We start from the raw sequence: 11,881 nt of genomic DNA on the forward strand, positions 1-11,881 counted from the left end.
CTATGGCCGGAACGCTTTATCTGGTCCCAACGCCCATCGGCAACCTGGGGGATATTTCGCCCCGCTGCGCTGAGACCCTGGCCCAGGCCGACTTTATCGCCGCCGAGGATACCCGGGTGAGCCGGAAGCTGCTCAACCACTTGGGGCTCAAAAAGCCTATGGTATCCTATTACCGCCACAATACGCAGGCGGGGGGACAGGCCGTGCTGGAGCGGCTGCTGGCGGGGGAGAGCTGCGCTCTGGTGACCGACGCGGGCACCCCAGCGGTATCCGATCCCGGAGAGGAGCTGGTGGCTCTCTGCGCCCGGGCAGGGGTGGAGGTGGTGGCCCTTCCGGGTCCCTGCGCGCTCATCACGGCCCTGGCAGTGTCCGGTTTGCCCACCGGACGCTTTACCTTTGAGGGGTTTCTGGCCATGAACAAAAAGAACCGCCGGGCCCATCTGGCCGCCCTGCGGGACGAGGAGCGCACCATGATCTTCTACGAGGCGCCCCATAAGCTCCGTGCCACCCTGGCCGACCTGCTGGAGCAGTTCGGGCCGGAGCGGCGCCTCACCCTGTGCCGGGAGCTGACCAAGCTCCATGAGGAGGTGCGCCGCACCACCCTGGGCGCGGCGGCGGAATTCTACGAAACCAACCCGCCCCGGGGAGAATTCGTGCTGGTGCTGGAGGGGGCGCAGCCCTGCCGGGCGGTTGAGGTGCCCATGGAGCAGGGCGTTGCCCTGGTGTGCGCCCTGCGCGCCTCCGGGCTTTCCCTGCGGGACGCGGTACGGCAGGCGGCGCAGCAGACGGGGCTGCCCAAGAACGAACTTTATGAGCGTGCGATCGGAACATAGCCGCGTACAGCATCCAAAAGAGCAAAACAGGAAGCCGCACGGAATAGGCGGGTGTTCATAAAGCAGTTAATCCTCCGTATGATTGAGATCATACGGAGGATTATTTTTATTTCTATTCTTCAAACTTGCTGGCGGCGAACGGTTTGTCAAACCCGTTTGCGGACGGCAAGTCTACAGGGGATAGCCGCTTTAGCGGCGCAAGGGGGTGTAGCCACCTTGACGGAACGAAGTAACGCAACATTCTCGGTCAAGCAGTTTCTTTCTGCTGACAGAGAATGAAGCTCCGCAGAACGCACGATACTCCCGATAGGAGAGTATAGAAGTGCGCTCTTTAGTTCCTAAAGGGATTTTTCAACAGTTCAACAAATTGGAATTTGACGTTTATAACTTCAGCGTAGCAATCAATTCCTCCCCGTCCATTTCCCCTGTCTCAACAAACCCAAATGAGCGGTACAGGTAACGGGCAATATCATTCTCTGGTTCATATGATAGCCAACAGTACTCTGCTTTACCACATGGTAATGATTTTATGAAATCTAATGCTAGACCAAGTGCTTCCTTTCCATATCCTTTATTTTGATACTTTCTATCTATCATCAATCGCCAGAGATTGTAATTGCCTATGGCCACTGGTGGGGCATCGTCCCAATAATCGTCTGTGTCAAATCCAATCATCAAAAAACCTATCGGCGTATCGTTCTCATATATTCCGAAAGGGAAGGCATAACCATTTCCTGTTATTGCTGTATATGCTTCAATAATACTTATATCATTATGCGCAACAAAATTTTCTTGCTCTTTGGCTACTCTCAACTTAAGAATGTCCCACACATTTTTCCCATTAACTTTCTCCAGTCTCAGCATACTTTCATCCTCACAAACCAGAATTCATCTCGCTCTTTCGCTGAATAAAGTATATCAGAAAGATGTAAAAAATTCGATTATATGCACAAGAAACGCCCGAATATTTTTCGTCCGGGCATCCTCGGTATCAATCATAAATCAGCTCAAACTTTACAATCGTTTCTGCCTGTACCTTGCAAGCGTTCATCTGCCGTACCCATTCTATTTGATTAACGGCTTTGAGTTGTTCGGTCACGCCGTTTCGCTTCGCGAGATCCGGCACGATCAACTCCATACGGTTTCGTGCCGCTTCTTCAATTTTGGCGCAATACTTTCTTATGGATGCCCACCTATGGTGCGGCTTCCTGTTTTGGATATATTTCACAGCTAAAAATATTACGATGAGTATAATTTAAAGTTTTGTAAACGAGGTGGAAAGGCATGGAAACGCCCCCTGCCCAGGCGGGGCAGGGGGCGCGGCGTCCCGGTAAAAGGGCTTACTTCGCCTGAAGTTCCTTGATGCAGTTGGGGCAGACGTTCTTGCCCTTAAAATTGATGACACCCTTTGCGTCGTCACAGAAAATGCAAGCGGGCTGGTACTTCTTCAAGACGATGGAGGTACCGTCCACATAGATTTCAAGAGAGTCCTTCTCCGCAATATCCAGGGTGCGCCTCAGTTCGATCGGAAGAACGATGCGCCCAAGTTCATCGACCTTCCGCACAATACCGGTGGATTTCATAGATTACTACTTCCTTTCCCCATGAACTGCCCTAGCTTCCCGTCAAGAAGAAGCTGATATATTTCATTATAACACATGGTATTTCAATGTCAATTCAAATTTGGAAAAATTTTGACTATATATGTATGTTTCTATCTAAAAATGGAAAATAAGGAGGCGCGCTCTGCAAAAGGGCAAAGTTGGAAAAACAGGAATGGAACCGTGGGACGGGCCATATAGATAGGGGGAGGGAAAAGGAGGCGTGTGGCGATGGCGATGGCGGTGATCTGGACGGGGATGGTGGTAGCGGCCGTTCTGTGCGGCCTGGCCACGGGAAACGGACCGGCCGTTGCGGCGGCGGCAATGGAAGGCGCGGCGGCCGCCGTGGAGCTGTGCCTGTCCATGGCCGGTATCCTCTGCCTGTGGATGGGCGTTATGGAGGTGATGCGCCGCTCCGGCCTGTCCGACGGCCTGTCCCGGCTGCTGCGGCCCATCCTGCGGCGGCTCTACCCGGAATTTGCGCGGGATCGGGACGTCATGGACAGTATCTCGGCCAATGTTTCCGCCAACCTGCTGGGGTTGGGCAACGCCGCTACGCCGCTGGGGATCCAGGCCGCCCGGCAGATGAGCCGGAAGACGCCGGGGGTGGCCTCCGATCCGTTATGCATGCTGGTGGTGTGCAACACCGCCTCCATCCAGCTCATCCCCACCACCGTGGCCAGCGTCCGCCTGGCTGCCGGAAGTGCCGCGCCGTTTGACATCCTGCCCGCCGTCTGGCTGGCCTCGGCCATCTCAGTGTGCGTGGGCATCCTGGCGGCGAAGGTGTTTGCAAGGCTGTGGAGGAAGTAGGGATGGAACTGTTTTTTACCATGCTGGTGCCCCTGATCATCGCCGCCGTGGCCCTGTATGGAATGGCGCGGCGGGTGGACGTGTACGACGCGGTCGTCCAGGGGGCCGGCGAGGGCCTGGGAGTGCTCATCAAGATCGTGCCGCCGCTGGTGGGGCTGCTGACGGCGGTGTATATGCTGCGCGCATCCGGCGCGCTGGAGCTGGCGGCCCAGGCCCTTGCGCCGGTGCTCACCCGGCTGGGCATCCCGCCGGAGACGGTGGCGCTGATGCTGGTGCGGCCGGTCAGCGGCAGCGCGGCGCTGGGCGTCGGAGCGGAGCTGATCTCCACCTATGGGCCGGACTCGCAGATCGGGCGCACGGCGGCGGTGATGCTGGGCTCCACGGAGACTACGTTTTATACCATCGCGGTCTATTTCGGCGCGGCGGGGATCGTAAAGACCCGTTATGCCGTCCCTGCCGCCCTTTGCGCCGACCTGGCAGGCTTCATGGCCGCCGCCTGGGCCGTGCGTGTGATCTTCCATTAAAAACGGCGCTTCGGTCAGGGACCGAGGCGCCGTCAGGCTGTTTGGATGTGCAGGGCAGATCAGGAGGCCCGGTCCAGGCGCCGGTGTACATCCCGCCGGAGCAGGGTATAGAGGACCGACGCAATGGGGACGCTGAGCAGGACGCCTACCAGACCCATCAGCCCGCCGCCGACTGTGACGGCGGCCAGTACCCAAATGCCCGGCAGGCCGATGGAGGTGCCCACCACCTTGGGATAGATCACATTGCCTTCGATCTGCTGGAGGATCACCAGGAAGATCAGGAAGGTGACCGCCTTGAGCGGGGAGACCATCAACAGCAGCAGAGCGGAAAGAATCGCCCCGATGTAGGCCCCGGCCACGGGGATGAGCGCGGAGGAGCCGATGATGACCCCGATGAGAGGGGCATAGTCCGGCTGAATGAAGAGCATGCCGATGGAGCACAATCCGCCCAGAATGCAGGCCTCGATAAGCTGGCCGGTGACGAAGTGGGTGAAGGTATCCCCTGTGAGGTGTACCACGTCCAGGATTGGGTCGGCAAATTTTGGAGGGACGTAGGCCCGGAGCAGCCGGCGGCACTGGGAGAGCAGGCGTTCCTTGCCGGAGAGCATGTAGATCGAGAACACCAGAGCCAGCACTCCGGTGACTACCATGGACACCAGTCCGCTGGTAAACTCCAGCAGGTGGGGGCCCAGGTCGGAGAGGAAGGCCAGCACCTGGTCGAACAGGTTCTGGAGGGGGGCCTTCAGACTGGACAGGTCCAGGGTGTCCAGCTTGAGGTAGGCCAAAAGCTCGTTGGTCCAGGTTTGCAGATTGTTGAGGTACCCGCTCAAGCTGCCCACGAAGATCTGGATGCTCTGTGCCAGCTTGGGCACCACGAAAGAGAAGATGGCGCTGATGACGATCACCAGCACCAGATAGGAGGTGACCACCGCCAGGGGGCGCGCCCATCCGGACGCCCGGGTCCTGCCGAGGCCGCGGCCATACAGGCGGCAGAAAAAGTGACAGGGCCGGTTGAGCACAAAAGCAATGCCAAAGCCGATGAAAAGAGGCTTGAACAGTCCCAGCAGGCGCCAGAGGCCGCCGCTCACCACGTCCAGACGGGCCAGCGCCATGACCAGCACCACCGCATAGGTGATGATCAGCAGAATGCTTTTGAAGAGCTTTCTATCCATGGCTCCTCCTTAATATAATTCTTGAAACGCCTGAGCACACTATAGCATCGGCAGGCCGGTGCCGTCAATCGAAGGAACGGATTTTTAAGGAAAGATTAATGGTTGGCGGCAATTTCTAAAATTTGCTTGACAAAACGCGATAAGACTCGTATAATCATAGTAAACATATAGGAATTATGTATTTTAAGCAAGACGATCCAGGAAAGGAGACATCGCCATGTCGCGAATTGTTTATGCCGACCATGCGGCCACCACGGCCCTGTCCGATACGGCCCTGAAGGCCATGCTCCCTTATTTTAACCAGAGCTATGGAAACCCCTCCAGTCTCTATTCGTTTGCCCAGCAGGCCAAATCCGACCTGGAGGCGGCCCGGGCCCAGGTGGCCGCCTGCCTGAACGCCCAACCGGAGGAGATTTATTTCACCTCCTGCGGCAGCGAGTCCGACAACTGGGCGCTGCGGGGCGTGGCTGAGCAGAAGAAGGACAAGGGGAGGCACATCATTACCTCCGCCATCGAGCACCACGCGATCCTCCATACCGCCCGGTATCTGGAGAAGCAGGGCTTTGAGGTCACCTATCTGCCGGTGGACGGCCAGGGACGGGTGGACCCCGCCGCCGTGAAGGCGGCCCTCCGCCCGGATACGATCCTCATCTCCATTATGACCGCCAACAACGAGATCGGCACCATCGAGCCAATCGCGGAGATCGGGGCGATCGCCCGGGAAGCGGGCGTACTCTTCCACACCGATGCGGTACAGGCTGTGGGCCATATCCCGGTGGATGTTCAGGCATGGAAGGTGGATCTGCTGTCTCTGTCCGGGCACAAGTTCCGGGGCCCCCGGGGGATGGGGGCGCTCTATGTCCGCAAGGGGGTGCGCCTGCCGCCGCTGATGTTCGGCGGCGGTCAGGAGAAAGGCCGCCGGGCGGGCACCGAGAATGTGGCCGGGGCTGTGGGCCTGGCCGCCGCGCTGCGGGAGGCGACGGATGGTCTGGCCGCCGAGTCCGCCCGTCTGTCCGCCCTGCGGGATAAGCTCGCCGCCGGACTGGGGCGTATCCCCTATTCCCGCCTGACGGGCGATCCGGTCAACCGTCTGCCGGGAACCGCGTCCTTCGTCTTCGAGGGCGTGGAGGGCGAGGCCCTGCTGCTGCTGCTGGACGCCCGAGGGATCTGCGCCTCTTCCGGCTCCGCCTGTTCCTCGGCCTCCCTGGACCCGTCCCACGTGCTGCTGGCCATCGGCCTGCCCCATGCGATCGCCCACGGCTCCCTGCGCCTTACTTTGGGAGCGGAGAACACCGAGGAGGACGTAGCGTATCTGCTGCAGGAAGTGCCCCGGGTGGTCCAGTATCTGCGGGAGATGTCCCCTGTGTGGGACAAAGCGGCGGGGAAGCCCACCTGGGAACTGTAATGCCGTAATATTGAAAGGAGATATTCCATGCTGTATTCTGATAAGGTCATGGACCATTTTGAGCATCCAAGGAATGTGGGTGAGATTGCGGATGCCGACGGGGTGGGCCAGGTCGGCAACCCCAAGTGCGGCGATATTATGAAAATGTACCTCAAGATCGACGATAAGGGCGTGATCACCGACGTAAAGTTCAAGACCTTCGGCTGCGGCTCCGCCATCGCCACCTCCTCCATGGCCACGGAGATGATCCGCGGAAAGACCATCGACGAGGCCATGGGACTGACCAACGCCGCCGTGGCGGAGGCGCTGGACGGGCTGCCCGGCTATAAGATGCACTGTTCCGTTCTGGCGGAGGAGGCCATCAAGGCCGCCTTGGCCGACTATTACCGCCGGCAGGGGAATGCGGTACCCGAGGAGCTGAAGCTCCCCTGCGACGGCGACGAGCACAGCTGCTGCGCCTGCCGCTGAGAAACGGCGCACCGTCCCAAGCCCCGGAACCCGGCTGGTTCCGGGGCTTTTTGGCTTGACAGGGGGGCGTGGTTGGCATAGAATAGCCTATACGTGATACGGAAATATCCCCGCTTTTGGAGAAAACGGGGCGTTGGAACGGAATTTTGTCGTTAAGAGGAGTACGGGTCCGTGATTGAACTGAAGCATGTGTCAAAGACCTTCCCCACGGCGGACGGAACGTTTACCGCCTTGGAGGACATCAACCTGACCATTTCGGACGGAGACATTTTCGGCGTGGTGGGTATGTCCGGCGCGGGCAAGTCCACGCTGGTGCGGTGCATCAACCTGCTGGAACGGCCCAGCGCCGGGCAGGTGATCATCGACGGGGCGGATATGACCGCCCTCAGCGCCGGACAGCTGCGGCAGAAGCGCCGCTGTATCAGCATGATCTTCCAGCAGTTTAATCTGCTGATGCAGCGCACCTGCCTGAAAAATATCTGCTTCCCCCTGGAGATCGCCGGAGCCGGCACGGCCCAGGCCAAACGCAGGGCCCTGGAGCTGCTGGAGATCGTGGGGCTGCCCGACAAGGCCGATGCCTATCCGGCCCAGCTCTCCGGCGGCCAGAAGCAGCGCATCGCCATCGCCCGGGCCCTGGCCTCCGATCCCAAGGTGCTTTTGTGCGACGAGGCCACCAGCGCGCTGGACCCCACCACCACCCGCTCCATCCTGCGGCTGATCCAGGACATCAACAAGCGCCTGGGCATCACCGTCATCGTTATCACCCATGAGATGACGGTTGTGGAGGAGATCTGCACCCATGTGGCGATCCTGGATCACGGCCATATGGTGGAGACCGGAACGGTAGAGGAGGTCTTCGCAAACCCCAAGACCGAGGCGGGGCGCAGGCTGGTCTACCCGGAGGGGGTGCAGGTCACCCGTCAGCTGCCGGGCAGCCACATCGTGCGGCTGGTCTTCAACGGCGGCACGGCCTATCAGCCCCTCATCGCCTGCCTTGCCATCGACTGCGGCGTCAAGGCCAATATCCTGGGGGCGGAGACCCGCAATGTGGATGGCCGGGCCTATGGGTATATCCTGCTGGGCCTGCCCGACGACGCGGACGAGGCCGGACGCGCCATGGCCTACCTCAGCGCCCAACGGGACGTGACGGTGGAGGAGGTGGAAAACTACCATGCCTGAGCTGCTGAACAATCCGGAGATCCTGCGGCTGCTGGAGCTGTCCAAGAACGGCCTGCTCTTCGCCGTCTGGGAGACGCTTTATGTCACCGTGGTCGCCACGCTGTTCGCCTATGTCATCGGCCTGCCCCTGGGCGTGCTGGCGGTGGCGGGAGAGGAGGGCGGCGTGCTGCCCCTGCCCCGGCCCGTCATGGCCGTGATCAACTTTGTCATCAATATCCTGCGCTCGGTACCCTTCCTGATCCTGATGGTAATCGTTATCCCGCTGTCCCGGCTCATCATCGGTACCAGTATTGGGACCGTGGCCACCATCATCCCCCTGATCGTGGCGGCGTTTCCCTTCGTGGCCCGGCTGGTGGAGGCATCCATCCGCGAGGTGGACAAGGGCGTCATCGAAGCGGCCCAGTCCATGGGCTGCTCTCCCTTCCAGATCATCTGGAAGGTCATGCTGCCGGAATCCCGTCCTTCTCTGATCTCCGGCTTCACCACCGCCTTTATCACCATCCTCAGCTACGGCGCCATGGCGGGCGCCATCGGCGGCGGCGGTTTGGGCTCCATGGCGCTGAACCTGGGCTATCAGCGCCAGATGAAGATCATCCTCTGGGTGTCTGTGGTGGTGCTGGTTATCCTGGTGCAGATTTTCCAGTCCGCCGGGACCCGCGCGGCCGTGCGCCTGGACCGCCGCGTGGGCGACAAGGCCCGGAGGAAGGCCGCCCGGAAACGCAAAGCGGAAAAGGCCGGTCTCCAGTAAAAATCGGCGGGGCGGGCAGAAAGCGGATTCTGTCCGCCCCTGTTTTTGTGAAAAATGCCCGGTTGACAGATGGGCTTTGTCAGGTTAAACTAAGTGCAACCCGGAGACAATGGAATATCGCCGACAAAGGCAATGAAAAGAAGAGTACGCGCGCAGATACGTCGCAGAGAGCCCGGACAGGTGGGAACGGGCACGGAAGGGCGCGGGGAACATGGTCTTGGAGCCGCGCACCGAGTGCATGACGCATTAGGCTGCGACGGGGGCGCCCGTCATAGCGCAGGCGTATCGGTCCGTCCCGTACGCGCAAAGGCCCCCGCCGCGAGGTGTGGGCGAAGCAAGGTGGTACCACGAAGCGGAATGCTCTCGTCCTTGATGCATGGCATCGAGGGCGTTTTTTTATCGGAGATTGTCCCCGGCCGGCGATGGCCCTGCCGCTTCCGTGGTATAACATTTTTTGAAAAAGGAGAATGCAACATGAAAAAATTTGTCTCTCTGCTCCTCACCGGCGTGCTGGCGTTCGGCCTGCTGGCCGGCTGCGGCAACAGCGGCACCGCCGCTTCCCCCGCCCCTGAGACCACCGGCCCTGAGACGGCCGCGCCTGAGACCGGCACGCCCGAGACCGGCAGCCTGGAAGGTACCGTTCTTAAGGTAGGAGCCACGCCCGCGCCCCACGCCGAGATCCTGGAGGTGGTCAAGCAGCTGCTGGCCGAGCAGGGCATCACCCTGGAGATCACGGTCTTCAACGACTACATTCAGCCCAACACCGCGGTGGAGAACGGCGACCTGGACGCCAACTACTTCCAGCATATCACCTACATGGACGAGTTCAACGCCAGCAACGGCACCCACCTGGTCAGCGCCGCCGCCATCCACTACGAGCCCTTCGGCCTGTATGCCGGAAAGACCGACAGCCTGGACGCGCTGGCGGACGGCGCCCAGATCGCCGTGCCCAACGATACCACCAATGAGGCCCGTGCCCTGCTCCTGCTGCAGCAGGAGGGGCTGATCACCCTCAAGGAGGGCGCCGGCCTTACCGCCACCAAGGCGGATATCGCCGAGAACCCCAAGAACCTGGACATCGTGGAGCTGGAGGCCAGCCAGCTGCCTGTGCGTCTGGCGGACGTGGATATGGCCGTCATCAACGGCAACTACGCCATCGACGCCGGGCTGAAGGTGTCCGACGCCCTGGCCGTTGAGGCTGCCGACGGCGAGGCGGGCACCGCCTACGCCAATGTGCTCACCGTCAAGGAGGGCCGGGAGAACGAGCCCGCCATCCAGGCCCTGGTGGAGGCCCTCCAGAGCCGGCAGGTCAAGGATTTCATTGATGAGACCTACGACGGCGCCGTGGTCGCCGTATTCTAAAAGGGAACCGGCAGGCCTGCCCGGCACACTGGGACGGGCCTGCCGGTCCGTTCAGACGGGAAAGGAGGATGACGCCGTGAACGTTGCGCAGGATCTGACCGCATTGATTGGAAACACGCCTTTGCTGGAGCTGAAACATTTTGCCCCCGGGGTCCTGGTCAAGCTGGAGAGCTTTAATCCGCTCTCCTCCGCCAAGGACCGGGCGGGGTACTATATGATCCGGGACGCGGAGGAGCGGGGGCTGCTGAAGCCCGGCGGCATCATCGTGGAACCCACCAGCGGCAACACCGGCGTGGCGCTGGCCTATATCGGGGCGATCCGGGGCTATCGCGTGATCCTGACCATGCCGGAGAGCATGAGCGCCGAACGGCGGGGCCTGCTCTCCGCCCTGGGGGCAGAACTGGTGCTCACGCCGGGAGAGGGCGGCATGTCCGCGGCCATCGACAAGGCGCTCGCGCTGCTGGCGCAGATGCCGGGGGCCTGGATGCCCGATCAGTTCCGGAATCCGGCCAATGCCCGGGCCCACTATGAGACCACCGGACCGGAGATCTGGCGGGACACGGAGGGAAGCGTGGACGTGCTGGTGGCCGGGGTAGGGTCCGGTGGGACCGTCACGGGAGCGGGGCGCTACCTGAAGGAGCAGAATCCGCAGATCCGGGTGGTGGCGGTGGAGCCCGCCGAATCCCCCGTCCTCTCCGGCGGAACGGCAGGGGCCCACGGGATTCAGGGGATCGGGGCGAACTTTGTTCCCGACGTACTGGACCGGAGCGTGGTGGACGAGGTGCTCCCGGTGCCCACACAGGCCGCCTGCGCCGCGATGCGGGCGCTGACCGGGGAGGGCATCCTGGCGGGCATCTCGTCCGGAGCGGCCGCTCACGCCGCGCGTGTGCTCTCACAGCGAAGCGAGCTTGCGCACAAACGCATCGTAGCCATTCTGCCGGATACCGGAGAGCGGTATCTCTCCACCGGCCTGTTTCAAAGCTGAAGGACGCCCGCGCGGCACGCCGCGCCGGGCGGGACAGCGCGCCAAAAGGGCCCTCCGCCGGTCAGGCGGAGGGCCCTTTTGGCGAAGGGTACCCGGGAATTTTGGGACAGTTCCAGTTTACGCAAAGCACGCGCGTTGTGCAATACATACAAATGTGTAAGTAGCTAACCGGGCGGTTTTCAGGAACCAGACGGTAAGCATGCCGGAATTGTGCAACCTTGCAAAAGGAGAACGCACCATTTTGTGCATGATGTGCGGGAAACTGGCGGATCGGCGGAGGATTTGTGCAAAACCAATGAAAATCGGACAAAATTTTTGGAACAGCAGCGGTTTTTACAAAACGTTCACAGGAGATTCAAAAAAGGTCCAAAATCTGACTGCGGTTGTGTGGTATCTTAATGTTACAGCCAAGAGCACAACAAATAAGGAACGGCCGGGGAGGGCGCAGGCGGAGAAATGCCATCCCAGGCGCACTCGGGAGTACCGGCGGCCTTATCACTGTCCCCCGGCTGTGGGGACAGACAAGCAGCAGCATGCCGCAGGCATGTTTCGAAATACAAACGAAGGGCCCGCGTTTTCCTTCCGGAAGACGCGGGCCCTTTGAATATCCCGGGGCATAGCGGCAGCCTCATTTTTGGAAATAATTGAATAATAACGTCCCTCTTTTCCGCCCGGACCGGGCAGGGGTGAAGGAGGGATGCCGAATGGCACAGTATACACCCCATTACGGGCTCCACCAGTGGGAGCCGGAGGACAGCTTTTTACGGGAGGACTTCAATCAGGATCTGGCCAGG

12 protein-coding genes and 1 pseudogene are annotated in these 11,881 nt (G+C 60.6%); 9 read left to right on the forward strand and 4 right to left on the reverse strand.

The genetic code is table 11. The features are described from left to right. The first annotated feature begins 2 nt into the window (after window positions 1-2). Window positions 3-833, forward strand: coding sequence for a 16S rRNA (cytidine(1402)-2'-O)-methyltransferase (rsmI, locus tag NE547_RS14215; protein WP_256176227.1), 831 nt, complete (start codon window positions 3-5; stop codon window positions 831-833). Window positions 834-1,214: 381 nt separating this feature from the next. Here the strand turns inward: rsmI and NE547_RS14220 are convergent, their stop codons facing one another. The 3 genes and pseudogenes from NE547_RS14220 to NE547_RS14230 all read right to left on the reverse strand — a co-directional run bounded on the left by NE547_RS14220 (window position 1,215) and on the right by NE547_RS14230 (window position 2,416). After that, entirely contained in the window at window positions 1,215-1,697 is a 483-nt protein-coding gene (locus tag NE547_RS14220; protein ID WP_186908103.1) for a GNAT family N-acetyltransferase, read from the reverse strand. A gap of 127 nt (window positions 1,698-1,824) precedes the next feature. Beyond that, a pseudogene (locus NE547_RS14225) lies at window positions 1,825-2,010 on the reverse strand (TnpV protein); the annotation flags it as partial. Window positions 2,011-2,173: 163 nt separating this feature from the next. Beyond that, a complete protein-coding gene (locus tag NE547_RS14230) occupies window positions 2,174-2,416 on the reverse strand; it encodes an AbrB/MazE/SpoVT family DNA-binding domain-containing protein (RefSeq protein WP_186908104.1) in 243 nt (80 codons plus the stop codon). 249 nt (window positions 2,417-2,665) lie between these two features. On the opposite strand from NE547_RS14230, the gene NE547_RS14235 reads away from it, so the two are divergent. Next, window positions 2,666-3,244, forward strand: coding sequence for a spore maturation protein A (locus tag NE547_RS14235; RefSeq protein ID WP_186908105.1), 579 nt, complete (start codon window positions 2,666-2,668; stop codon window positions 3,242-3,244). Between the two features lie 2 nt (window positions 3,245-3,246). After that, window positions 3,247-3,768, forward strand: coding sequence for a spore maturation protein (locus NE547_RS14240; RefSeq protein WP_186908106.1), 522 nt, complete (start codon window positions 3,247-3,249; stop codon window positions 3,766-3,768). Between the two features lie 59 nt (window positions 3,769-3,827). On the opposite strand, the gene NE547_RS14245 is transcribed toward NE547_RS14240, so the two are convergent. After that, window positions 3,828-4,940 (reverse strand): AI-2E family transporter, encoded by a 1,113-nt coding sequence (locus tag NE547_RS14245; RefSeq protein WP_256176228.1) that lies wholly within the window; start codon window positions 4,938-4,940, stop codon window positions 3,828-3,830. Between the two features lie 217 nt (window positions 4,941-5,157). On the opposite strand from NE547_RS14245, the gene nifS reads away from it, so the two are divergent. The 6 genes from nifS (at window position 5,158) to cysK (ending at window position 11,087) form a co-directional block, all read left to right on the forward strand. Beyond that, window positions 5,158-6,345 carry a cysteine desulfurase NifS gene (gene nifS / locus NE547_RS14250; protein ID WP_186908108.1) on the forward strand — a complete coding sequence of 396 codons (1,188 nt, stop codon included), beginning with the start codon at window positions 5,158-5,160 and terminating at the stop codon, window positions 6,343-6,345. Window positions 6,346-6,372: 27 nt separating this feature from the next. Continuing rightward, on the forward strand, window positions 6,373-6,813 hold the full coding sequence (gene nifU, locus NE547_RS14255) for a Fe-S cluster assembly scaffold protein NifU (RefSeq protein WP_186908109.1): 441 nt from the start codon (window positions 6,373-6,375) through the stop codon (window positions 6,811-6,813). Window positions 6,814-6,984: 171 nt separating this feature from the next. Continuing rightward, window positions 6,985-7,992: a methionine ABC transporter ATP-binding protein gene (locus NE547_RS14260; protein ID WP_256176229.1), complete on the forward strand. Its 1,008-nt coding sequence runs from the start codon at window positions 6,985-6,987 to the stop codon at window positions 7,990-7,992. Continuing rightward, entirely contained in the window at window positions 7,985-8,740 is a 756-nt protein-coding gene (locus tag NE547_RS14265; protein ID WP_186908111.1) for a methionine ABC transporter permease, read from the forward strand. Before NE547_RS14260 ends, NE547_RS14265 begins: the two co-directional genes overlap by 8 nt. Before the next feature lie 474 nt (window positions 8,741-9,214). Continuing rightward, window positions 9,215-10,102, forward strand: coding sequence for a MetQ/NlpA family ABC transporter substrate-binding protein (locus NE547_RS14270; RefSeq protein ID WP_256176230.1), 888 nt, complete (start codon window positions 9,215-9,217; stop codon window positions 10,100-10,102). A 76-nt stretch (window positions 10,103-10,178) separates the two neighbouring features. Beyond that, on the forward strand, window positions 10,179-11,087 hold the full coding sequence (gene cysK / locus NE547_RS14275; RefSeq protein WP_256176231.1) for a cysteine synthase A: 909 nt from the start codon (window positions 10,179-10,181) through the stop codon (window positions 11,085-11,087). Window positions 11,088-11,881: the final 794 nt, after the last annotated feature.

This window comes from Flavonifractor sp. DFI.6.63 (assembly GCF_024462255.1).
Taxonomy (GTDB): domain Bacteria; phylum Bacillota; class Clostridia; order Oscillospirales; family Oscillospiraceae; genus Lawsonibacter_A; species Lawsonibacter_A hominis.

Excerpts from the sequence above, each read along its gene's own strand:
- rsmI (WP_256176227.1), top strand. The coding sequence starts at position 3 with ATGGCCGGAACGCTTTATCTGGTCCCAACGCCCATCGGCAACCTGGGG.
- NE547_RS14270 (WP_256176230.1), top strand. The coding sequence starts at position 9,215 with ATGAAAAAATTTGTCTCTCTGCTCCTCACCGGCGTGCTGGCGTTCGGC.
- NE547_RS14240 (WP_186908106.1), top strand. The coding sequence starts at position 3,247 with ATGGAACTGTTTTTTACCATGCTGGTGCCCCTGATCATCGCCGCCGTG.
- NE547_RS14265 (WP_186908111.1), top strand. The coding sequence starts at position 7,985 with ATGCCTGAGCTGCTGAACAATCCGGAGATCCTGCGGCTGCTGGAGCTG.
- NE547_RS14245 (WP_256176228.1), bottom strand. The coding sequence starts at position 4,940 with ATGGATAGAAAGCTCTTCAAAAGCATTCTGCTGATCATCACCTATGCG.
- NE547_RS14230 (WP_186908104.1), bottom strand. The coding sequence starts at position 2,416 with ATGAAATCCACCGGTATTGTGCGGAAGGTCGATGAACTTGGGCGCATC.
- NE547_RS14220 (WP_186908103.1), bottom strand. The coding sequence starts at position 1,697 with ATGCTGAGACTGGAGAAAGTTAATGGGAAAAATGTGTGGGACATTCTT.
- nifS (WP_186908108.1), top strand. The coding sequence starts at position 5,158 with ATGTCGCGAATTGTTTATGCCGACCATGCGGCCACCACGGCCCTGTCC.
- NE547_RS14235 (WP_186908105.1), top strand. The coding sequence starts at position 2,666 with ATGGCGATGGCGGTGATCTGGACGGGGATGGTGGTAGCGGCCGTTCTG.
- nifU (WP_186908109.1), top strand. The coding sequence starts at position 6,373 with ATGCTGTATTCTGATAAGGTCATGGACCATTTTGAGCATCCAAGGAAT.